Origin of the sequence: Streptomyces sp. NBC_00568 (genome assembly GCF_026341855.1) — a bacterium.
In the GTDB taxonomy this organism is placed as follows: Bacteria; Actinomycetota; Actinomycetes; order Streptomycetales; family Streptomycetaceae; genus Streptomyces.
The window spans coordinates 2,021,098-2,042,176 of sequence record NZ_JAPENW010000001.1 but is presented as its reverse complement, the minus strand read 5'-3'; the positions used below and the strand labels follow the sequence as shown (position 1 = coordinate 2,042,176).

Genomic DNA, 21,079 nt, shown 5'->3' with positions numbered 1-21,079 from the left:
AGACGGCCCGGAGAACCCCGGGCAGCCGGCGTCACCCCACGCCCGGCGACCCCGGGAGCAGCCGCGTCGGCCGTCCGGTGATCCCGGACGGTCGCCGCCCTTCCCTTTCGGAGATCCGAGTGGAAGCACCGCACGTACTGGAACAACACGCGCCGCAGCGGCAGCCGCCACCCCGGCGCACGCCGGAACGGCAGCTGTCGACACAGCACGCTCTGGAGCAACCCGCTCTGAAAGAGCGCGAGTTCAGGAACATCCTCGGGCGCTTCGCCACCGGCGTCGTGCTCGTCACCGCCCAGACCCCCGGCGGCCCCGCCGGAATGGCCGTCAACTCCTTCACCTCCGTGTCGCTCGACCCTCCGCTGGTCGCCCTGTGCGCCGCTCACACCTCCACGACCTGGCCGGCCATCCGCGCGACGGGCAGCTTCGCGGTCACCATCCTCGGTGGGCAGCATGCCGACCTGTGCCGCCTGTTCAGCGAACCCGGTGCCGACCGTTTCGCCGGCCGGGACTGGGCACGGAGCCCATCGGGGCACCCCCTGCCGGCGGACGGGGTCGCCTGGCTGGAGTGTCGGCTCTCCGCGATCCATCCGGCGGGCGACCACGAACTGGTCATCGCCTCGGTCGGCGAGGGCGCCGTGACGGACACGGCGGAACCGCTCGTCTTTCACGCCGGGCGATTCCGCAGGCTGGCGGCCTGAATGCGCCCGCCCCGCCGTCGCACCGCGCAGCCGTCCCATCCGACGTCATTGGCCTTGGCACCACAGGCAGGGAAGAAGCTAGGGAGAAGCTGAAGCCGTGGGCACTACGCACCCGCACGAGGACACGCACGAGGACACGCAAGAGCACCGGCAGGACCACCGGTACGAGGACGGGAAAGATCTCGGGCAGGAGCAGTGGCAAGAGCACTGGAACGCCCGCCGGATCCCCTTCGAGCAGGAGTGCCAACGGGCTCGTACGGCGCTGCTGGCCGATCTGAAGGACCCGAGGTCCGCCCAGGAACGGGTACTTGAGGACGTCGTCGCCCTGTGCGCCGACTCGCTGCACTGGAAGGAGCGCGGCTACGACGCCGTGACCGCCGATCCGGCCGGTCTCTTCCGGTCCGTCCTCCCGGTCATGCGCTACCCCGACTTCGCCGACGAGATCGACCGGGAGACCCGCACCAAGGGCGGGGTCCTGTCCTGCAGCCCGGTCCTGCGCTGGCTCAAGACGAGCGGCACCACGGGTTCGCCCAAGCGGGTCCCGTACACGCTGCACTGGCTGCTGACCTACCGGATCCCCGCGATGCAGGCCATGTGGGGAACGTACGTCGAACACCACCCGGAGATCCTCGCCCACCCGTACGCCACTCTCGACACCCAGACCGTCCACGAGCGTGTCGACGACTACCTCAACGGCGTCCGGTACCAGGCGATCAGCAACCGCCATCCGCGGATCAACAGCCGCGACTGGAACCCGCCCTGGTCCGCGGCCCCCTGGTTCGGCACCGAGGCACCCTCCTCGCACGCCGGCCGGATGTACCACCGCATCCGTCATCTTCTGGGCGAGCAACTGCATTTCGTCTCGGCGATCAACCCGAGCACGCTGGTCTCCCTGCGGGACCTCATCGCCGAACACGGCCCGGAACTCGTCCGGGACCTGCGAGCCGGCACCCTCGAGGGCGAGCCGTACGGCGATCCGGACCCGGAGACCGCCGCGCACCTGCAGTCCGTTCTGGACAAGGGCGAGTTCAGCCTCAAGGATGTCTGGCCCTCGCTCACCCTCTACAGCTGCTGGCTGTCCTCCTCCGCGGGGCTCTACCAGTCCAAGCTGGACGCGCTGCTGCCGGGCGTCGGCGCGATGCCGTTCATGAGCTGCGGCACCGAAGGCGTGACGACCATCCCGGTCGACGGCTCGCTGGACAGCCAGCCGCTCGCGGTCAACCAGGCGTACTTCGAGTTCGTGCCGGCCGAGGTCGAGCTCGGCGCGCTCGTCGAGGCGGGCGTGCGGGTCGACACCCTGCTGCTCGACGAGATAGAGCCGGGCCGGGACTACCACCTGATCATGACGCAGGGCAACGGCCTCTACCGGCTGTGGAGCGGCGACATCTACCACGTCGACCGGATCGTGGACGGCACCCCCTGGGTGCACTTCGTCCACCGGGACGGCGTCTTCCACTCCTTCACCGGCGAGAAGATCACCGAGGCCCAGGTCACCCAGGCGATCGGCCAGGCCATGGCGGACGACGGCCTGGCGGGCGGTCTCTACTTCTGCGGGCCGCAGTGGGGCGAACCCCCGCACTACATCGTGGTGAGCGAAGTGCCGGAGCCGGACGTGGAGCTGGACCGGTCCCTCGCCGACGCCATCGACCGCGAGCTGAAGACCATCAACATCGAGTACGCCTCCAAGCGGGACAGCGGACGCCTGGGCCCGATCGAGGTCCACACGGTCCCGCACGACTCCATCGCGGCGTACGCGGAGGGCCGGCGCCAGCAGGGCAACGCCACCCAGTACAAGTACAAGCCCTTCCAGCAGGACACCGACTTCGTCGACGACCTGGTCGGCGCCCGGTCCGGGAGCACACCGACGACCGAAACCGCGGGAGCCCACCGATGATCGAGACCAAAAGGCCACCGCAGAACATCCGCCGCGAGATCATCACCCTCTCCTCCGGAAGAACCGGGACGGCCGGAAGCTCCGGCACCCCGGGCGGCACCGACCTGGCGCTGCACCTGTGGCGGCCGCGCGGCGTGAGCAAGGGTGCCGTCTTCTATTTCCACGGCCTGCAGAGCCACGCGGGCTGGCTGTGGGAGGTGGGCCCCCGGTTCGCCGACAACGACATCGCCTTCTTCGTCCTGGACCGGCGGGGCAGCGGCATCAGCGGCGGCGAGCGTCAGGCCATCCCCGACGTCGGGACGATCGTCGCGGACTACGTCAACGCCCTCGAGTACGTGCGGGACTGGCTCGGCGACGAAGCCCCGCTCTCCCTCTTCGGCCACTGCCTGGGCGGGTCCTTCCTGGCGGCCCTCATGCACCACCCCGACTTCACCGTCCGCTACGACGCCGCGATCTTCTGCTCGACCTGGCTCGGGCGGCTGCACGCGGTGCTGGGCGAGGAGGAGCGGACGGCACTGGCGGCGGAGCGCGGCGAGGAGCTCTGGGACGCCGGCCTGAAGGCCACGGACTTCACCGACGACCCCGCCTACCAGCACTTCATCGACCACGACGACCTGGCCGTGAGGCAGTTGACGCGCCGCTCCCGCGCCACCCTGCTCGCCCTCGAACGTCTCTATCTCGACCCGGGGCGCCGACTGCCGGACGTCCCGGCCGCGTTCGTCTCCGGCCTCACCGACCCCATCATCGACCTGGAGGCGACCCGCCGGGTCTTCCACGAGCTGGTCCCCGGCCGGGGCCTGGCCGTCCAGTTCCCCACCGACCGGCACTACCTCTTCTACACCGACGTCCGCGACGACCTGGTCGACTGGGCGTCGGCCTACACGCTGCTCCAGGGCGTGGACCGCGATGCCTGACTCCGCCGCGGGCTCCTCGGCGCGGCTGTACCGGGTGGCGTTGCCGATGAGCGTCGGATTCGATCACCCGGCGGCCCGCCGCAGCACCAGCGACAGTCTGGTGCTCGCCCTCACGCTCGACGGCCTGACCGGTGTCGGGGAGTGCGCGCCCCGGGCGTACGTCACCGGCGAGACGAGCGGGAGCGTGTCGGAGGCGCTGCGGCAGGTGCCGCTGGACAAGCTGTTCGCCCGGCTGCGCACCACGCCGGCCCGGCAGCTCCTCGACCGGCTCCGGGAGGACGGCTTCGAGGCGACCTTCGGCGTGGACGGGGGCAACAATCTCATCTGCCTCCTGGAGACGGCCGTACTGGATCTGATCGGACATCAACTGGATCTGTCGGCAGGCGAGTTGGTGTGGCCGGGGGCTCCGGTGGCCGACAAGGTCGCGATCTCCCAGGTGCTGGATCTGAGCATCGGGGCCGAGGAGTTCCTGGACACCCGCGGGCCCTTCCACTTCGTGAAGGTCAAGGCGTCCGACGACATCGACCGGGACGTCCGCACGGTGACCGCGATCCGGGAACGGCTCGGGCCCGCGCTGCCCGTGATGGTGGACGCCAACATGAGCTGGACACCCGCCACCGCCGTCCCCTACGCGCGAAGACTCCGGGCCGCCGGGGTGACCCTGATCGAGGAACCGCTGCCGCGCCGCTCCTGGGAGGACCTGCGCGCCCTGCGCCGCGCGACCGGTGTGGGCGTCCTCCTCGACGAGTCGGTCTGCACCATCGAGGACGCCCGCGCGGCGGTGGCCCACGAGGCGTGCGACGCCGTGAACGTCCGGGTCGCCAAGAACGGCGGCCTGCTCCGCTCGGCCCGGCTGATCGAGTACGCCCGCTCGGCGGGGATCGGCTTCCAGATCGGCGTCCAGGTGGCGGAGACCGGCCCGCTGATCAACGCGAGCCGGGCACTCGCCCTGCGCGCCCCGGACGCCCTGGCCGTCGAGGGCGGCCAGTCCGACCGCTTCTTCCCCGAGGCCGACACGATCGTCTCGCCCCGCCCGGCCGTCGACCGCGCGGCCAACACCGTCGCACCGGCCGACGGTCCCGGCTTCGCCCTGCGCCTGGAGGAGGCGGCGGAGCGCTGGGCCGTTCTCCACTGGACACACGCCGACTGGCATCCCACGACCTCCGAGGAGACTTCCCCATGACGGCTCTCTACGAAGCAAGCCACGAGGGCGTGCGGTACGTCGGCCTCGGCGCACCCGAGGACGCCGCGGCCCAGGACGCCGTCCTCACGCTGTATCCGCTGGGCGACACCGATCTCCGGGCCCAGGTGCTCGCCGCGGGCGGCGACGTCGCCGCGCTGACGGCAGCGCTGACGACGGGCCGCGAGCCGCGCACCGTACCGGCGGCCGAGGTGCGGCTGCTGCCCCCGCTGCTGCCGGACTCCCTCGGCGACGCGCTGGTCAGCGGTTTCATGCAGACCCACAACGTCAAGGTCGACGCATCCACCCAGTCCCAGCCCAACTGGTTCTTCAAGGGACTCGGCGACTCCCTCAAGATCTCCGGCGAACGGCTGCGCGCACCGCGCGGCGCGGTGGCACTGACGGAGGAGGCGGAGGTCGTCCTCGTGTACGTCACCGACGAGGACGGAACCCCGCAGTACGCCGGCTACACCTTCGGCAACGACCTCACCGACATCGGCCGCTTCAAGCGCCACGCCGGGCATCTGTCGTACGCGAAGCTCTGCGACGCGGGCGTGGCTCCGTGGCTCTTCCTGGGGACGCCGCCGAGCCAGGTGACCGGGCAGGTCGTCATCGAGCGGGAGTCGGCGGAGGTCTGGCGCGGCAGCTTCACCACCGGCACCAAGGCCCTGCACTACGGACTGCGCGACATCATGTCCGAGCTGTTCTCCTACGAAGGTCTCCGTCACCCCGGCCGGGTGCACTACGTCTACCTCGGCGCCGACCGCAGCAGCTTCCACAGCGGTTTCACCCTGGCCGACCAGGACCGGATCGAGATCGACTTCGCCACCCACGGGGTGACGCTGACGCACACGGTGGACTGGCACTGACCTGCCGGTCGGGTTGGGCCGCACAGGCGAATCCCTCGCCCGGGCGCCCACGGGAGTGGCCGGATCAACTACTCTGCGTGTCAATACAGTTGCTCTCCGCTCCCGAAGAGGAAAACCTGATGGCGCGACACGCAGCCCAGCAGAACACCCTGGCCCGTACGACCGCGCGGATCGCCGCGGTGGTCGGCGTGGCCGCTGCCGGTGCGGCCGCGGCCTCCCCGGCCTTCGCGGACACGGCTCCCGCCGTGGACGCCGTGCGCACCCGGCCCGCCTCGCTCGGCAACATCGATCCGCAGGCGGGCCTGGGGGCCCTGACCGGCACCGTGGGGTATGTCACGGGCCCGGTCGAGGGCCTCAAGCCCAATCCGCTGGCCGGCACCGGAGTGGACCCGCTCGACAACGGCGTGGGCACCCAGCTCGCCGACTTCAAGCCGCTGTCCTCGCAGGCCCTGACGGGGCCGCTGGCGCAGGCGCCGTCGGTGGGCAGGATTCCGGTACTGGGCCAGGTGACCGGACTCCTGCACTGAGCTCCGGACGGCAGAGAGCCGCGCTCCCCCCGGACGGAGGGGAAGCGCGGCTCTCGTGTGCGCGGGGCCCCGGGGACACGGATCGGGGCCCCGACATCTCAGCGCGTCATCGCGCGGCGGGGCGGGCGGGCAGGGCTCAGTAGGACGAGCCCGAGGCGCCCAGGGAGCCGGTCGGGTGCCAGACCGTCTTCGTCTCCAGGAACGCCGTGAGGCGCTCGATGCCGGGAGTGCGCGCGTAATCCACAGGCTGTGGACGAAGAACGCGCTTCAGGTTGTCCGCGGCCGCGATCTCCAGCTCCTTGGCCAGTACCTCGTCGGCGCCCGTGAGGTCGATCGCGTTGACGTCCTGGTGCGCGGCGAGCGGAGCGGCGATCTCCGCGGTCCCGCCGGAGAGGACGTTGACGACCCCGCCCGGAAGGTCGGAGGTGGCCAGCACCTCGCCCAGCGACAGGGCCGGGAGCGGGGACTTCTCACTGGCGATCACGATCACCGTGTTGCCGGTGGCGATCACCGGGGCGATCACCGAGACCAGGCCGAGGAACGACGACTCCTGCGGGGCGAGCACGGTGACGACACCGGTCGGCTCCGGGGAGGACAGGTTGAAGTACGGGCCCGCCACCGGGTTGCCGCCGCCCACGACCTGGGCGATCTTGTCGGTCCACCCCGCGTACCAGACCCAGCGGTCGATCGCCGCGTCGACGACGGCGGCCGCCTTCGACTTCGACAGGCCCTCCGCGTCGGCCACTTCGCGGACGAACTGCTCCTTGCGGCCCTCCAGCATCTCGGCGACGCGGTAGAGGACCTGGCCGCGGTTGTACGCGGTCGCGCCGGACCAGCCGCCGAACGCCTTGCGCGCGGCGACGACCGCGTCACGGGCGTCCTTGCGGCTCGACCGCGGAGCGTTCGCCAGCCACTTGCCCTTGGAGTCGCTCACCTCGTACACCCGGCCGCTCTCGGAACGCGGGAACTTGCCGCCCACGTACAGCTTGTAGGTCTTGAAGACGCTCAGACGCTGCTGCTCGGACTTCTCGGCTGCACTCATTTATCGCTCGCCCTCCGGGCTCGACGGGGCGAGGTACGCCTCCAGGCCGTGACGACCGCCCTCGCGGCCGAAGCCCGACTCCTTGTACCCGCCGAACGGCGAGGTCGGGTCGAACTTGTTGAACGTGTTGGACCAGATGACACCCGCGCGGAGCTTGCTCGCGACGGCGAGGATGCGGGAGCCCTTCTCGGTCCAGATGCCCGCGGAGAGGCCGTACGGCGAGTTGTTGGCCTTGGCGACCGCCTCGTCCGGGGTGCGGAACGTGAGGACGGACAGCACCGGGCCGAAGATCTCGTCGCGGGCGATGGTGTGCGCCTGCGTGACGTTCGTGAAGAGCGTCGGGGCGAACCAGTAGCCGGAGGAGGGCAGTTCGCACGCCGGGGACCAGCGCTCGGCACCCTCGGCCTCGCCCTGCTCGACGAGCGTGGTGATGCGGGAGAGCTGCTCGGCGGAGTTGATCGCGCCGATGTCCGTGTTCTTGTCGAGCGGGTCGCCGAGGCGCAGGGTCGACAGACGGCGCTTGAGCGAGTCGAGCAGTTCGTCGTGGATCGACTCCTGGACCAGCAGCCGGGAGCCCGCGCAGCAGACCTGGCCCTGGTTGAAGAAGATGCCGCTGACGATGCCCTCGACGGCCTGGTCGATCGGCGCGTCGTCGAAGACGATGTTCGCGCCCTTGCCGCCGAGTTCCAGCGTGACCTTCTTGTGCGTGCCCGCGATCTGGCGGGCGATCGCCTTGCCGACGGCGGTGGAGCCGGTGAAGGCCACCTTGTCCACGTCCGGGTGCTCGACGAGGGCCGCGCCCGCGTCGCCGTACCCGGGAAGGATGTTGACGACGCCCTTGGGCAGGCCCGCCTGGCGGCAGATGTCCGCGAAGAACAGCGCCGTCAGCGGCGTGGTCTCGGCGGGCTTCAGGACGACCGTGTTGCCGGTCGCGAGGGCCGGGGCGATCTTCCACGCCAGCATCAGCAGCGGGAAGTTCCACGGGATGACCTGGCCGGCGACACCCAGCGGGCGCGGGTTCGCGCCGAGGCCCGCGTGGTCGAGCTTGTCGGCCCAGCCCGCGTAGTAGAAGAAGTGCGCGGCGACCAGGGGGAGATCGGCGTCCCGGGTCTCCTTGATCGGCTTGCCGTTGTCCAGCGTCTCCAGGACGGCCAGCTCGCGGCTGCGCTCCTGGATGATCCGCGCGATGCGGAACAGGTACTTGGCGCGCTCGGAGCCCGGCAGCGCGGACCACTTCTGGAACGCCTTGCGGGCGGCCTTCACCGCGCGGTCGACGTCCGCCTCGCCCGCCTGGGCGATCTCGGAGAGGACCTCTTCGGTGGAGGGGGAGACGGTCTTGAAGACCTTGCCCTCGGCGGCCTCGGTGAACTCACCGTCGATGAACAGGCCGTAGGAGGGCGCGATGTCGACGACGGAGCGGGACTCGGGCGCCGGTGCGTATTCGAATGCGGAAGCCATGATGGATCAGTCCACCGTCACGTAGTCGGGGCCGGAGTAGCGGCCGGTGGCCAGCTTCTGACGCTGCATCAGCAGGTCGTTCAGGAGCGAGGACGCGCCGAAGCGGAACCAGTGGTTGTCCAGCCAGTCCTCACCCGCCGTCTCGTTCACCAGGACCAGGAACTTGACGGCGTCCTTGGTGGTGCGGATGCCGCCGGCCGGCTTGACGCCGATCTGCACCCCGGTCTGGGCACGGAAGTCGCGGACGGCCTCCAGCATCAGCAGCGTGTTCGCGGGCGTCGCGTTCACGGCCACCTTGCCGGTGGAGGTCTTGATGAAGTCGGCCCCGGCCAGCATGCCGAGCCAACTCGCCCGCCGGATGTTGTCGTACGTCGACAGTTCGCCGGTCTCGAAGATGACCTTCAGGCGGGCGGCGCCCGAGGCCTCCTTCACGGCGACGATCTCGTCGTACACCTTCAGGTACTTGCCCGCGAGGAACGCCCCGCGGTCGATGACCATGTCGATCTCGTCGGCGCCCGCGGCGACCGCGTCGCGCACGTCGGCCAGCTTCACGGCGAGCGCGGCGCGGCCCGCCGGGAAGGCGGTGGCGACGGAGGCGACCTTCACGCCGGAACCGGCGACGGCCTCCTTCGCGACGGCCACCATGTCGGGATAGACGCAGACCGCCGCCGTGGTGGGCGTCGTGCGGTCGGTCGGGTCCGGGAGCGCCGCCTTGGCGCCGAGCGCCCGGACCTTGCCCGGGGTGTCCGCGCCTTCCAGCGTCGTCAGGTCGACCATCGAGATGGCGAGGTCGATGGCGTACGCCTTCGCGGTGGTCTTGATGGAACGGGTGCCGAGCGAGGCGGCGCGCGCCTCCAGGCCGACCGCGTCGACGCCGGGCAGCCCGTGGAGGAAGCGGCGCAGCGTGCTGTCGGACGCGGTTACGTCGCCGAGTGCGATTGCAGCAGATGCAGAGGTGGGCATGGTCACCAGACGAGCATATCTACGCGCGTAGCGGCTGTACAGCCCAGGGGATGACCGAGGGTTTTTTTGCCCGCCGGGACGCCGGGGGCGCGTGCGCTCACGTGGCGGAGCGGCGGCGCGGCCGTGCGTGACGGGAAGGGCGCGTCCCGCACGGCCACACGGGCGGGCGGATGTGTGCCGGACCGCCGCAGTGGGCGTGCCGCGTGCCCGGCCGCGCTGGGTGAGGCGCGCCCGGTTCTCGCCCGCGGTCGTCACGTCCTCGGCCGCCGCACAGGTGTGGCCCTCTCGGACCGAGCTGCCGTAGGGGACGGGCGGACTTCCGGGCCGGGCTGCCGCACGGGGAGCTCAGGGGGGCGACGGGGCGACGGTGGACCCGTCGGGTCGTGGCCGAAGGGCACTCCGTGGTGGGGGTGCCGGGTGGTGGATGCTCTTGGCGGTGGGCGCGGGCGGTGGTGCTCGGGCGTCGATCCGCCGGGCGGGCCGCTGCGAAGGGGCCTTCGTGGTGGGGGTGCCCGGTGGCCGGACGCGCTACGCGGTGGGGTTGGGCAGTGGGGCTCGGGCGTCGATCTGCCAGCAGGCCGCTGTGAAGCGGACCTCCGTGCCGTGCACGAACGGGTCGAACGCCGCGCGGACCGTTTCGACCACCCGTGCGCGGGTCGGTTCGTCCGTCTCGCGCAAGGCGATGCCGACCGGGCCGAACCGGCTGAAGTAGGGCACCAGCTCCGCCTCCGGCAGGACGCAGGCCGCGTCGACGGGCCGGATGTCGATCCCGGTCCAGCCGCTCTCCTCCAGCAGGCGGCGCACCCTGCCCGCGTCGGCGAAGGCGAACTGCCCCGGTGCGTCCGGCCGGCGCTCCGGAAGACTCGGCAGCAGCGGTGCCGCGGCGCGTTCGGCCGTCGTCATGAACGGGTTCTCCGCGATGTCGCGCCAGGCGATGAATCGCAGTCCCGCGTCCCCCTTCGCGGCCCGCCGCAGGTTGGCGAAGGCCCGTACCGGGTCCTCGAAGAACATGACGCCGAAGCGCGAGACGACCGCGTCGAAGACCGCGGGCTCGAAGACGTGATCCTGCGCGTCGGCGCGGACGAAGGAGGCCGCCGCGCCCTCCCGCAGCGCGCGGGCCCGGGCGGCCTCCACCATCGGCCCGGAGATGTCGACGCCGACACAGTGGCCCTCCGCGCCCAGCCGTCGCGCGACGGCCACCGTCGTGCCGCCCGTGCCGCAGCCGACGTCGAGCACACGGCCCCCACGCCCGGCCGGAACCGCTTCGACGAGCAGGTCCTCCAGCGGCGCGAACAACGCGTCCACCACGTCCTGGGCGTCGACCCAGGCGTTCCCGGCCGGGCCGTTCCAGCGCGCCGCCTGCTCGCCGTCCGCCGTGCCGTCCGCCGTGCCGTCCACCGTGTCGTCCGCCCTCCGCATGGATTCCATGACGCCTCCCGTGCTTGCCCTGGTGACCCGGAGATGACACCGTCCTACTTCAAGCCGACTTGAGGTCAAGAGGATGCCTGACCTGGACATCGCCGAAGTGGCGCGGCGCGCCGGAGTGCCCGCCTCGACCCTGCGGTTCTACGAGGAGAAGGGGCTGATCGCCCCCACCGGCAGACGCGGCCTGCGCCGGCAGTTCGACCCCGGCGTGCTGGAACGGCTGGCGCTGATCGCGCTCGGGCGCTCCGCCGGCTTCTCGCTGGACGAGATCGCCCGCATGTTCGCGCCGGACGGTCGCCCGCGCATCGACCGTCAGGTGCTCGCCGACAAGGCCGAGGAACTGGACCGCACGATCCGCGAGCTCGGAGTCCTGCGCGACTCCCTGCGGCACGCCGCCGCCTGTCCCGCGCCGAGCCACCTGGAATGCCCCACCTTCCGCCGGATCCTGGGGGCCGCCGCGTCCGGCGCGGTCACGGCGCCGGGCCGTCGGGCCGGGCGACCGCCTTCGCGACCATAGTGAGACCCCACCGAGCTCAAGCGCACCGCACGCGTCGTGCACAATCGGGGCCATGACCACCCCGGACCACCAGTCACCCCATTCGGACGCCTCGCGACCCGAGGCCAGGGACCGGATCTACCGGTCGCCCGCCGGTATCGCGGGCGGCATCCTGCTGCTGATCATCGCGGGCTGGCTCGGCATCGACGCACTGATCTCCGGAACCGGCCGCACCCCCTGGCTGGCGCTCGCCGCGCTGATCCTCGTCGTGCCGCTGGTGATCGCGTTCACCCTGCGCCCCGCCGTCTACGCCAACCAGGACCGGCTGCGCATCCGCAACCCGCTCCGCGTGATCGTCCTGCCCTGGGGCAAGGTCGCCTCCCTGCGCTCGCACTACTCGAACGAGGTCGTCGACACCTCCGGCACGAAGTTCCAGCTGTGGGCGGTGCCCGTGTCGCTGCGCGCCCGCAAGAAGGCGGCCAAGCAGCAGGCGCGGGGCACGGCGGGCCGCGGCGGCGACGGCCGTACGTCGTCGCTGGGCCGTCCGTCCCCCTTCGGCCGGGGCGCCGCCACCGACGCGCCGACCCGCCCCCAGACCGACCAGATCATGGACGATCTCCGCGAGCTGGCCCAGGCCAGGGCCACGGAGGAGAGCGCACAGGGCGAGGTCACGGTGCGCTGGGCGTACGAGGTGATCGGCCCCGCGCTCGCGGGCGCCGTCGTCCTCACGATCCTGCTGGCCACGGGCTGATCGAAGCCTTCACGGGGTCGTGCCCGTGCCCGGCCCCACCGCGCTCCACCAGGGCGGGCCGGGGCTCAGCCCTTAGGGCGCGCTCGGCCAGACCAGGGCCATGTACGCGCCGCAGTACGCCGAACCGAGCACCGCGGCCGTGAGGACGAGGGTCCGGAAGCGGCGTGAGGCGCGGGCCAGGTGCAGGGCCGGGGGCAGCAGCAGGGGGAAGCCGGGGAGCAGGAAGCGGGCGCGCGGGAAGTAGACGCCGCCGCTGCCGAGGACGATCAGCAGCAGGATCCCGGTGAAGACCAGCAGCGGGAGCGGCTGGCGGTCCCCCGCGGAGAGCGCGTAGAGCACCACCGCCGCCAGCAGGGTCACGGTCACCAGCACCAGGAACAGCTCGGGCGAGGAGTTCCGGGCCAGCACCTCACGCATCCGGCGCACGGTCTCCGCACCGCCGTCCCACTCGTTGTGCCACAGCCTCTGTACGGCGAAGTAGCCGTCCCAGCGGCCCACCCGCAGGCCCACCCAGCCGACGTACGCGAGCCAGCCGGCCGGGGCCAGGAACGCCGCCGCGAGCGCCCGGACGGAGAAGCCCCGGCGCAGCGACAGCAGTGCGGTCAGGGCGACGGCCGCGCCCACCGCGACACCGGTGGGCCGGGTCAGCCCCGCCAGCGCCGCCAGCGAGGCCGCCCACAGCAGGCGGCCGGTGAGCACCGCGTACAGCGCCCACGCGGCGAACGCCGTGAACAGCGACTCCGTGTAGCCCATCCACTGGACGAGACCCACCGGCAGGGCCGCCCACAGCACGGTCAGCAGCACCCCCACGCGGCGGCCGTGCAGATGGCTGCCCACCGCGTGGATGCCCCACGCGGCGAGGAACGAGCACACCACCGCGATCACCAGCCCGGTCGTCGCGCGCGAGCCGGGGGTCAGGGCCGCGACCGCCTTGACCAGGACCGGGTAGAGCGGGAAGAAGGCCAGGTTGTTCGCGTCGAACGCGGTGCCCAGCTGATGGGCGTAGCCGTGGTCGGCGATGCCGAGGTACCAGTCCGCGTCCCACTGCGTCGCCAGGATCGGCCGGACGCCGTGGTGCCGGCGGTGCGCCCAGAACGCGAGCGTGATCAGGCCGGTGAGGCGGACGGCCGCGTAGGCGAGGAGTGCCGGCGCCGCGTACCGCACCTGGGCACGGACCGCGGCGAGGAGGCCTGCCACGCTTGGCGCGCGCCGGACGGCTGGGACGCCCGGGACGCCGGGGACGGTCCCGCCCGGGGCGCTTCGGGGCGGGGCGGACGTCGGCCGGGAAGCGGTCGAGGGCACGCGGCAGCTCCTGGGACTCGATGGTGCGCTACGGGTAACCGTTCCTCGGCCACCCGGCGGCGCACGGGAGCGCTGCGTCAACTGCCGTGCGGAAATCACCCATAAGGGGCTGGCGTGACGCTTGCCCGTCGTGGCGAGGGGCTGACGGGGGCCGCGGACGCCGCCGCCTCGCACGGGGTGCCGGAATCCGCCGCCCAGCGGGGCGCCGGACAGTGCGCCCAGGGGGCTGCCGCCCGGCAGGGGGCTGCGGCTGCCGGGAGCCGCAGCCCCGCGTCGGCGGAGAGCCGCTGTGCCGCGTGGACCGGAATCACCGAGAGCAGGACGAGCACGGCGGTCACGGGGGAGGCGTCACCTTGTGCCGGGTGCCGGGTGCCGGGTGCCGGGTGCCGGGTGCCGCGTGCTGGACGCCGGACGCCGGGTGCTGTGTGCCGGACGCCGGGTGCTGGACGCCGAGTGCCGCGTGCCGGATGCCGCGTGCCGAGAGCCGGAATCGTCACCCGTCACCCCGTGTGGGGCCCAGGTGCCGCTCTCCGCATGAGGTCGCCGCACGTCTCCGCATGAGGGTCGCCGCACGCCGCTGCCGTGCAGGGGGGTCCGGAAGTCGTCGCACCCACCCACGAGGGGCCCGGAACGCCGTCCGCCCGGCTGGAGGGCCGGGCGGAGGGGCGTCGGTGCCCGGTGGGAGGCGGTGGCGGGCCGGCTCCTCCGGGCGGGGTCTCAGATGCCGGCCGCGGCCGACAGGTCCCGCTTGATCGCCGTCAGCAGCTCGGTGGCCTTCGCGTGGGCCGCCGGGAGGCCGGCGTGGTCGCCGACGGGCACCACGACCTCCAGGTAGCACTTCAGCTTGGGCTCGGTGCCGCTCGGGCGGACGATGACCCGGGCGCCGTCCAGGGTGTAGCGCAGACCGTCCGTGGGCGGCAGCGTGTCCGTGCCCTTGGTCAGGTCCTCGGCCTTGGTGATGGCCAGGCCCGCGAGCTCCGTGGGCGGCTGCTCACGCAGCCGGCGCATGGCGTTCGCGATGACCGACGGGTCCTCCACCCGGACCGAGAGCTGGTCGGTGGCGTGCAGCCCGTACGCGACGGCGATGTCGTCGAGGAGATCGAGCAGGGTCCGCCCCCGCTCCTTGAGCTCGGAGGCCAGCTCGGTGATGAGCAGGGCGGCGGTGATGCCGTCCTTGTCGCGTACGCCGTCGGGGTCGACGCAGTAGCCGAGCGCCTCCTCGTACCCGTACCGCAGCCCCTCGACGCGGGCGATCCACTTGAAACCGGTGAGCGTCTCCTCGTACGGCAGACCCGCGCCCTCGGCGATCCGGCCGAGCAGGGAGGAGGAGACGATCGACTCGGCGAAGACGCCGCGCGCGCCCCGCCGCACCAGGTGCTCGGCGAGCAGCGCGCCGACCTCGTCGCCGCGCAGCATCCGCCAGTCGGCGCCGTCCTTGACGGCCACGGCGCAGCGGTCGGCGTCCGGGTCGTTGGCGACGATCAGGTCGGGTTCCGCCGCGCGGGCCGCCGCGAAGGCGAGGTCCATCGCGCCGGGCTCCTCCGGGTTGGGGAAGGCGACGGTCGGGAAGTCCGGGTCGGGCTCGGCCTGCTCGGCGACGAGCACCGGCTCCGGGAAGCCGGCCCGGGCGAAGGCCGCGAGCAGCACGTCCTTGCCGACGCCGTGCATGGCCGTGTAGACGGTGCGGGCGGTGCGCGGCGAGCCCTCGGCCAGGACGGCGTCCGTACGGGCCAGATAGGCGTCCAGGACGCCCTCGTCGAGGGTCTCCCAGCCGGAGTCGGGGCGGGGCACGTCGGCGAGCGTGCGGACCGCGTCGATCTCGGCGGCGATCTCCGCGTCCGCCGGCGGGACGATCTGCGAACCGTCGCCGAGGTAGACCTTGTAGCCGTTGTCGCGGGGCGGGTTGTGGCTGGCGGTGACCTCCACGCCCGCGACCGCGCCGAGGTGCCGTATGGCGTAGGCGAGGACGGGGGTGGGCAGCGGCCGGGGCAGGACGGCGGCGCGCAGGCCCGCGCCCGTCATCACGGCAGCGGTGTCCCGGGCGAAGTCCGCGGACTTGTGGCGGGCGTCGTAGCCGATCACGACGAGTCCGCCGGTCTCGCCCTTGGCCTTCAGATACGCGGCGAGTCCGGCCGCGGCCCGGATGACCACGGAACGGTTCATCCGCATCGGGCCCGCGCCGAGTTCACCGCGCAGGCCCGCGGTGCCGAACTGGAGGGTGCCGCTGAAACGGGCGGCCAGCTCGGTGACGTCCCCGGCCTCGACGAGCTTGGCGAGTTCGTCACGGGTCTCCGCGTCGGGGTCCTCGGCCAGCCATGCCTTGGCCCGCGCGATGAGTTCGTCCTGCACCTCGGGTGCACCTCTCTTCGGTCGTACGGTTCCGTGCAGCCGGGTCGTTCCGCCCCCGGCTCCGGGGGCGAACACCCCCGTCGACTACAGACGATCCAGCACCTGGGTCAGGAGTGCCCCCATGCGCGCGGCCGAGTCGCGGCCCGCCTGGAGGACCTCCTCGTGGTTCAGGGGCTCGCCCGTCATGCCGGCGGCGAGGTTGGTGACGAGGGAGATGCCGAGCACCTCGGCGCCCGCCTCGCGCGCGGCGATCGCCTCGAGTGTCGTCGACATGCCCACCAGGTCGGCCCCGATGACACGGGCCATCCGGATCTCGGCCGGCGTCTCGTAGTGCGGGCCGGGGAACTGCGCGTAGACGCCCTCCTCCAGGGAGGGGTCGACCTCCTTGCACAGCGCGCGCAGCCGCGGCGAGTACAGGTCGGTGAGGTCGACGAAGTTCGCGCCGATGATCGGCGAGGTGGCCGTCAGGTTGATGTGGTCGCTGATCAGGACGGGCTGGCCGGGGCGCATGCCCTCGCGCAGGCCGCCGCAGCCGTTGGTGAGCACGATGGTCTTGCAGCCGGCGGCGACGGCGGTGCGTACGCCGTGCGCGACGGCGGCGACCCCGCGGCCCTCGTAGTAATGGGTGCGGCCGAGGAAGACCAGGGCGCGCTTGTCACCGATCCGGTACGAGCGGATCTTGCCGCCGTGTCCCTCGACCGCCGGCGCCGGGAAGCCCGGCAGCTCGGTGACCGGGAACTCGGCCTCGGGGGAGCCGAGGGCGTCCACGGCCGGGGCCCAGCCGGAGCCCATCACGAGAGCGACGTCATGGGTCTCGGCGCCCGTGAGCTCGCGCAGGCGCGCGGCGGCGGCGTCAGCGGCGGCGTGGGGGTCGCCCTGGATGTCGTCCGGAAGAAGAGATGCGTTCACGCGCAAGAGGGTAGCTGGTCCAGGCCTACGCGCGTAGATGACGGAGCTCACGGTCTTGCGATCGTTGTCTTGTCGTTTCCGACAAGAAGGGGTGCGGGAGGCGGCGCCCGGACGGGGGCGGAGCCGGGCGGGAGGCCGGGAAGAACGGCGCGGAGCGGCGCACGGGAAGGGGCGCGGGAAGGCGCGCGGCGAGATGCCCGGCGGAACGGGCCGGGGCGGGCGGCCGGGCGGGAAAGCGCCGCCGAGCTGGGCGGGAAGGGCCGCGGGGCGGCTGGAGCCGTGCGCTCCGGCGGGCCTCAGCAGGGCCGCTTGCGGAGCTCCATGACGTAGTCGTGCGGCGCCCCCGCCGACTCGGCGGCGTCCGCGAGCTCGCCGAGGTACCGCGCCGAGGGCAGTCCCCCCTCGTAACCGTTCAGTACGTAGACCCACGCGGGTTCCTCACCCTCCAGTGTGTGCACACGTACACGCATCCGGCGGTAGACGTCGAGGCCGACGCCCTCCCAGCGGTCCATGGAGTCCTCGTCCAGCGGTGCGATGTCGTACAGCGCCACGAAGACCTGGGACCGCGGTGCCTCGACGATCGTCGCGAGCGCGCCCTCCCAGCCCATGTGCTCGCCGCCGAAGGTCAGCCGCCAGCCGTTCAGCCAGCCCGTGGCGCGCAGCGGCGAATGCGGGGCGCGGCGCGTCATGAGCCGCGGGTCGAGATTGCCGGCGTACGCGGCGTAGAGCGACATGGGGTCGAGGGTACGGCAGCGAAACGTACGCCTCTCGCGTAACAAAGTGGCTCGGATGCCCCTACTCGGGCCCCCTGGGCGGAAGCACCTTGAAGCGTGCGGGACAATGGAGTACGTGACTCGGATCGTGATCATCGGTGGCGGACCCGGCGGATATGAAGCGGCGCTGGTAGCCGCGCAGCTCGGCGCGGAGGTGACCGTCGTCGACTGCGACGGTCTGGGCGGGGCGTCGGTGCTCACCGACTGCGTGCCGTCGAAGACTCTTATCGCCACGGCCGAGGTGATGACGACCTTCGACTCCTCCTACGAGGAGCTGGGGATCATCGTCGCCGACGACACCCCGCCCATGGAGCAGGCGGCCAGGGTGGTCGGCGTCGACCTCGGCAAGGTCAACCGCCGTGTGAAGCGCCTGGCGCTCGCCCAGTCGCACGACATCACGGCCTCGGTGACCCGCGCCGGCGCCCGTGTCCTGCGCGGACGCGGACGGCTGGAGGGCATGCAGGCCCTGGACGGCTCCCGCAAGGTCGTCGTGAGCGCCGCGGACGGCACCGAGGAGACCCTCACCGCGGACGCCGTGCTCCTGGCCACCGGCGGGCACCCGCGCGAGCTGCCCGACGCGCAGCCCGACGGCGAGCGCATCCTGAACTGGACCCAGGTCTACGACCTCGACGAGCTGCCCGAGGAGCTCATCGTGGTCGGTTCCGGTGTCACCGGCGCCGAGTTCGCCGGCGCCTACCAGGCCCTCGGCTCCCGCGTCACCCTCGTCTCCAGCCGCGACCGCGTGCTGCCGGGCGAGGACCCCGACGCCGCCGCCGTCCTGGAGGACGTCTTCCGCCGCCGCGGCATGAACGTCATGGCCCGCTCCCGCGCCGAGTCCGCCAAGCGGGTCGGCGACCGCGTCGAGGTCACGCTCTCCGACGGCCGGGTCATCAGCGGCACGCACTGCCTGATGGCCGTCGGCGCCATCCCGAACAGCACGGGGATGGGACTGGAGGAGGCCGGCGTCAGGGTCCGCGACTCCGGGCACATCTGGACGGACAGGGTCTCCCGCACGACCGCTCCGGGCGTGTACGCGGCCGGTGACGTGACCGGCGTCTTCGCCCTCGCGTCCGTCGCCGCCATGCAGGGCCGCATCGCCATGTACCACTTCCTCGGCGACGCGGTGGCCCCGCTGAACCTGAAGACGGTCTCCTCGAACGTCTTCACCGACCCCGAGATCGCCACCGTCGGCTACTCCCAGGCGGACGTCGACGCGGGCAAGATCGACGCCCGGGTCGTGAAGCTGCCGCTGCTGCGCAACCCGCGCGCCAAGATGCAGGGCATCCGCGACGGCTTCGTCAAGATCTTCTGCCGCCCCGGCACCGGCATCGTGGTCGGCGGTGTGGTCGTCTCCCCGCACGCCTCGGAGCTGATCCACCCCATCTCGATCGCGGTCGACAACAATCTGACGGTCGAACAGATCGCGAACGCGTTCACCGTGTATCCGTCCCTGTCCGGCTCGATCGCCGAGGTGGCACGGCAGTTGCACACCCGGAAGACCACGAACGAGGGCTGACACCCCCGGTCGACTCTTCCCTGGTCACAGGGAGTCGGCGCCCATACGCGCGGCATAGGCGGGACGAGTAGGCACGTATACCACTTCACGCCCTGCCATGCGAACAACTTCTGTTATTCGGCGCAAACTGCTGAAAGCAGACGGTCGTTGGGGTTACTGTCAGTTTCGTGTTCGCTGCAGAACGTCGCCAATTGATCCTCGAAATGGTGCGAGCGAATGGGGCCGTGTCGCTCCGTGAGCTCGCCCGCGTCGTCCAGACCTCCGAAGTGACCGTACGGCGGGACGTGCGCGCACTGGAGGCAGAAGGACTCCTCGACCGCCGGCACGGCGGTGCGGTATTGCCGGGCGGGTTCACGCGGGAGTCCGGCTTTCCGCAGAAATCGCATCTCGCGACCGCCGAGAAGACGGCCATCGCCGATCTCGCCGCGGGTCTCGTCGAAGAAGGCGAGGCCATCGTGGTGGGGGCGGGTACCACCACGCAGGAGCTGGCTCGCCGGCTCGCGCGGGTGCCCGGCCTGACCGTCGTCACCAACTCCCTGCTGGTGGCCCAGGCGCTGGCCCACGCCAACCGTGTGGAGGTCGTGATGACCGGCGGCACCCTGCGCGGTTCCAACTATGCGCTGGTCGGCTCGGGTGCGGAGCAGTCCCTCCAAGGGCTGCGCGTCTCCCGGGCGTTCATCTCCGGGAGCGGGCTGACCGCCGAACGCGGGCTCTCCACGTCCAACATGCTCTCGGCGTCCGTGGACCGCGCTCTCGTCCAGGCGGCCGCGGAGGTGGTGGTCCTCGCCGACCACACCAAGCTCGGTACGGACACCATGTTCCAGACCGTGCCGACCGACCTCATCACCCGCCTGGTCACGGACGAACCGCCCGCCCATGACGACCGTGCGGCCACCGAACTGCAGGCCCTGGCCGATCAGGGCGTACAGATCGCGGTGGCGGGGTCATCCGCGTCGGGCGGCGCGGGAGGAGATCCGCTCCCGGCGGGGCGCCAGCCGCGCCGGGACGTACCGCTCCCGGGCCCGCGCCGCGGTCAGGTGGTCCCGGGCTCGGGGCCGCAACTACGGAGCGCGACGGTGATGGGGGACCAGCCCCAGGCCGAAAGGGCACGGGTGGCCGACCTTCGACGTCGCTGAGCGGCGTCGGCGGACCTCGGGGCCGGCGGCGGGTCTCCGCGCCCGGCCCGGTCGGCTCACGGCTTCAGGCCGCGCAGGGTCAGGCTCAGCAGACGGTCGGCCAGCGCGGGGTCGTCCGGGGTCTCCTCCGCCGCCAGCGCGATCGCGTTGGTCAGCTGGAGCAGATCACCGATCGAGACGTCGGGGTGTACGGCCCCCGACTCCTGGGCGCGGAGCAGCAGGGCGCTGCCCGCCTCACGCATCGGGCCGCTGCACCGGGCGAGGTGTGAACCGTCGTCCCGCGAGGCCGACATGAGGGCGCGTGCGAGCCCTCGGTACTCACTCGCGTGCGTGATGATCTCGCGCAGCCAGTCCACCAGAGCGGTGCACGGCTGCGGGGCCTCCAGCAACTCACGCGAGCGGGCCAGCAGATCGCTCACGGCTCCCTCGAAGACCGCGCTCATCAGGGCGCGCCGATTCGGGAAGTGGCGGTACAGCGTGCCGATCCCGACGCCCGCGCGCCGGGCCACGTCCTCCAGCGACGCGTCGGTGCCGTGCTCGGCGAACGAGGAGCGCGCCTCGGCGAGCAGCCGCTCGTAGTTGCGCCGGGCGTCCGCACGCATGACGCGCGGCACCCCTGGACCCGGAGCGGGCCCGGACGTCCCGGCCGGCTCCCACGCGGTCGCGCTCACCATGACCAACACCTGCCCTCTCCCGCCGTCCGCTCGCGCTCCAGGATGCCACCGGTGGCTCCCGGGCGGACTTCCCGCGGCTCCGCGGCGGGCGGCTCGAAGCATCATCGCCGGTTGCGCGGACGGCGGGTTCGAGCGCCGCCGCCGGTAGGGACGGGATCGTACGACGCCGCCGGTAGGACGGGATCGTACGCCGTGCCGGCCGG

Annotated in this window: 19 protein-coding genes; 10 read left to right on the top strand and 9 right to left on the bottom strand. The window is 72.2% G+C overall.

Annotated features, from left to right (window positions below):
- Positions 1 to 119 precede the first annotated feature (119 nt).
- The 6 genes from OOK38_RS08700 to OOK38_RS08675 all read left to right on the top strand — a co-directional run bounded on the left by OOK38_RS08700 (position 120) and on the right by OOK38_RS08675 (position 6,082).
- On the top strand, positions 120 to 698 hold the full coding sequence (locus tag OOK38_RS08700; RefSeq protein WP_266762070.1) for a flavin reductase family protein: 579 nt from the start codon (positions 120 to 122) through the stop codon (positions 696 to 698).
- Positions 699 to 795: 97 nt separating this feature from the next.
- The gene (locus OOK38_RS08695) at positions 796 to 2,592 is read left to right on the top strand and encodes a GH3 auxin-responsive promoter family protein (protein ID WP_266848304.1); all 1,797 of its coding nucleotides are present in this window, start codon (positions 796 to 798) and stop codon (positions 2,590 to 2,592) included.
- Positions 2,589 to 3,506 carry an alpha/beta hydrolase gene (locus OOK38_RS08690; RefSeq protein WP_266762074.1) on the top strand — a complete coding sequence of 306 codons (918 nt, stop codon included), beginning with the start codon at positions 2,589 to 2,591 and terminating at the stop codon, positions 3,504 to 3,506. The genes OOK38_RS08695 and OOK38_RS08690 overlap by 4 nt, the downstream gene beginning before the upstream one ends.
- Positions 3,499 to 4,689 (top strand): mandelate racemase/muconate lactonizing enzyme family protein, encoded by a 1,191-nt coding sequence (locus OOK38_RS08685; protein ID WP_266762076.1) that lies wholly within the window; start codon positions 3,499 to 3,501, stop codon positions 4,687 to 4,689. The genes OOK38_RS08690 and OOK38_RS08685 overlap by 8 nt, the downstream gene beginning before the upstream one ends.
- Positions 4,686 to 5,555: an FAH family protein gene (locus OOK38_RS08680; protein ID WP_266762078.1), complete on the top strand. Its 870-nt coding sequence runs from the start codon at positions 4,686 to 4,688 to the stop codon at positions 5,553 to 5,555. The genes OOK38_RS08685 and OOK38_RS08680 overlap by 4 nt, the downstream gene beginning before the upstream one ends.
- A gap of 119 nt (positions 5,556 to 5,674) precedes the next feature.
- Positions 5,675 to 6,082, top strand: a complete 408-nt coding sequence (locus OOK38_RS08675; RefSeq protein WP_266762079.1) for a hypothetical protein — start codon at positions 5,675 to 5,677, stop codon at positions 6,080 to 6,082.
- A gap of 136 nt (positions 6,083 to 6,218) precedes the next feature.
- Here OOK38_RS08675 and OOK38_RS08670 read toward each other — a convergent pair whose 3' ends face one another.
- From OOK38_RS08670 to OOK38_RS08655, 4 genes are all read right to left on the bottom strand, one after another.
- Positions 6,219 to 7,124: an aldehyde dehydrogenase family protein gene (locus OOK38_RS08670; RefSeq protein ID WP_266762081.1), complete on the bottom strand. Its 906-nt coding sequence runs from the start codon at positions 7,122 to 7,124 to the stop codon at positions 6,219 to 6,221.
- Positions 7,125 to 8,582, bottom strand: coding sequence for an aldehyde dehydrogenase family protein (locus OOK38_RS08665; RefSeq protein ID WP_266762083.1), 1,458 nt, complete (start codon positions 8,580 to 8,582; stop codon positions 7,125 to 7,127).
- A 6-nt stretch (positions 8,583 to 8,588) separates the two neighbouring features.
- The gene (gene deoC, locus OOK38_RS08660; protein ID WP_266765827.1) at positions 8,589 to 9,545 is read right to left on the bottom strand and encodes a deoxyribose-phosphate aldolase; all 957 of its coding nucleotides are present in this window, start codon (positions 9,543 to 9,545) and stop codon (positions 8,589 to 8,591) included.
- Between the two features lie 528 nt (positions 9,546 to 10,073).
- Complete coding sequence (locus tag OOK38_RS08655) at positions 10,074 to 10,973, bottom strand: class I SAM-dependent methyltransferase (RefSeq protein ID WP_323178793.1); 900 nt, start codon at positions 10,971 to 10,973, stop codon at positions 10,074 to 10,076.
- A gap of 73 nt (positions 10,974 to 11,046) precedes the next feature.
- Here OOK38_RS08655 and OOK38_RS08650 point away from each other — a divergent pair, with 73 nt between their 5' ends.
- Together OOK38_RS08650 and OOK38_RS08645 are read left to right on the top strand one after the other, a co-directional pair.
- Positions 11,047 to 11,487: a helix-turn-helix domain-containing protein gene (locus OOK38_RS08650; protein WP_266762085.1), complete on the top strand. Its 441-nt coding sequence runs from the start codon at positions 11,047 to 11,049 to the stop codon at positions 11,485 to 11,487.
- Between the two features lie 52 nt (positions 11,488 to 11,539).
- Positions 11,540 to 12,217 carry a PH domain-containing protein gene (locus OOK38_RS08645; protein ID WP_266762087.1) on the top strand — a complete coding sequence of 226 codons (678 nt, stop codon included), beginning with the start codon at positions 11,540 to 11,542 and terminating at the stop codon, positions 12,215 to 12,217.
- Between the two features lie 72 nt (positions 12,218 to 12,289).
- On the opposite strand, the gene OOK38_RS08640 is transcribed toward OOK38_RS08645, so the two are convergent.
- The 4 genes from OOK38_RS08640 to OOK38_RS08625 form a co-directional block, all read right to left on the bottom strand.
- Positions 12,290 to 13,414, bottom strand: coding sequence for a hypothetical protein (locus OOK38_RS08640; RefSeq protein WP_266762089.1), 1,125 nt, complete (start codon positions 13,412 to 13,414; stop codon positions 12,290 to 12,292).
- An 822-nt stretch (positions 13,415 to 14,236) separates the two neighbouring features.
- A complete protein-coding gene (locus tag OOK38_RS08635; protein ID WP_266762091.1) occupies positions 14,237 to 15,868 on the bottom strand; it encodes a phospho-sugar mutase in 1,632 nt (543 codons plus the stop codon).
- An 84-nt stretch (positions 15,869 to 15,952) separates the two neighbouring features.
- Positions 15,953 to 16,777 (bottom strand): purine-nucleoside phosphorylase, encoded by an 825-nt coding sequence (locus tag OOK38_RS08630; RefSeq protein WP_266762093.1) that lies wholly within the window; start codon positions 16,775 to 16,777, stop codon positions 15,953 to 15,955.
- Between the two features lie 296 nt (positions 16,778 to 17,073).
- On the bottom strand, positions 17,074 to 17,511 hold the full coding sequence (locus OOK38_RS08625) for a gamma-glutamylcyclotransferase (protein ID WP_266762095.1): 438 nt from the start codon (positions 17,509 to 17,511) through the stop codon (positions 17,074 to 17,076).
- A gap of 106 nt (positions 17,512 to 17,617) precedes the next feature.
- On the opposite strand from OOK38_RS08625, the gene OOK38_RS08620 reads away from it, so the two are divergent.
- A complete protein-coding gene (locus OOK38_RS08620; protein WP_266762097.1) occupies positions 17,618 to 19,066 on the top strand; it encodes an NAD(P)H-quinone dehydrogenase in 1,449 nt (482 codons plus the stop codon).
- Between the two features lie 167 nt (positions 19,067 to 19,233).
- The gene (locus tag OOK38_RS08615) at positions 19,234 to 20,202 is read left to right on the top strand and encodes a DeoR/GlpR family DNA-binding transcription regulator (protein ID WP_266762099.1); all 969 of its coding nucleotides are present in this window, start codon (positions 19,234 to 19,236) and stop codon (positions 20,200 to 20,202) included.
- A 56-nt stretch (positions 20,203 to 20,258) separates the two neighbouring features.
- Here the strand turns inward: OOK38_RS08615 and OOK38_RS08610 are convergent, their stop codons facing one another.
- Positions 20,259 to 20,804 carry a TetR/AcrR family transcriptional regulator gene (locus tag OOK38_RS08610; protein ID WP_266765829.1) on the bottom strand — a complete coding sequence of 182 codons (546 nt, stop codon included), beginning with the start codon at positions 20,802 to 20,804 and terminating at the stop codon, positions 20,259 to 20,261.
- Positions 20,805 to 21,079: the final 275 nt, after the last annotated feature.

What these genes read in the sequence shown, in the direction of transcription:
- OOK38_RS08690 (WP_266762074.1), top strand. Translation starts at nt 2,589, where the DNA reads ATGATCGAGACCAAAAGGCCACCGCAGAACATCCGCCGCGAGATCATC.
- OOK38_RS08685 (WP_266762076.1), top strand. Translation starts at nt 3,499, where the DNA reads ATGCCTGACTCCGCCGCGGGCTCCTCGGCGCGGCTGTACCGGGTGGCG.
- OOK38_RS08680 (WP_266762078.1), top strand. Translation starts at nt 4,686, where the DNA reads ATGACGGCTCTCTACGAAGCAAGCCACGAGGGCGTGCGGTACGTCGGC.
- OOK38_RS08675 (WP_266762079.1), top strand. Translation starts at nt 5,675, where the DNA reads ATGGCGCGACACGCAGCCCAGCAGAACACCCTGGCCCGTACGACCGCG.
- OOK38_RS08670 (WP_266762081.1), bottom strand. Translation starts at nt 7,124, where the DNA reads ATGAGTGCAGCCGAGAAGTCCGAGCAGCAGCGTCTGAGCGTCTTCAAG.
- OOK38_RS08665 (WP_266762083.1), bottom strand. Translation starts at nt 8,582, where the DNA reads ATGGCTTCCGCATTCGAATACGCACCGGCGCCCGAGTCCCGCTCCGTC.
- deoC (WP_266765827.1), bottom strand. Translation starts at nt 9,545, where the DNA reads ATGCCCACCTCTGCATCTGCTGCAATCGCACTCGGCGACGTAACCGCG.
- OOK38_RS08655 (WP_323178793.1), bottom strand. Translation starts at nt 10,973, where the DNA reads ATGGAATCCATGCGGAGGGCGGACGACACGGTGGACGGCACGGCGGAC.
- OOK38_RS08650 (WP_266762085.1), top strand. Translation starts at nt 11,047, where the DNA reads ATGCCTGACCTGGACATCGCCGAAGTGGCGCGGCGCGCCGGAGTGCCC.
- OOK38_RS08645 (WP_266762087.1), top strand. Translation starts at nt 11,540, where the DNA reads ATGACCACCCCGGACCACCAGTCACCCCATTCGGACGCCTCGCGACCC.
- OOK38_RS08625 (WP_266762095.1), bottom strand. Translation starts at nt 17,511, where the DNA reads ATGTCGCTCTACGCCGCGTACGCCGGCAATCTCGACCCGCGGCTCATG.
- OOK38_RS08620 (WP_266762097.1), top strand. Translation starts at nt 17,618, where the DNA reads ATGGAGTACGTGACTCGGATCGTGATCATCGGTGGCGGACCCGGCGGA.
- OOK38_RS08610 (WP_266765829.1), bottom strand. Translation starts at nt 20,804, where the DNA reads ATGCGTGCGGACGCCCGGCGCAACTACGAGCGGCTGCTCGCCGAGGCG.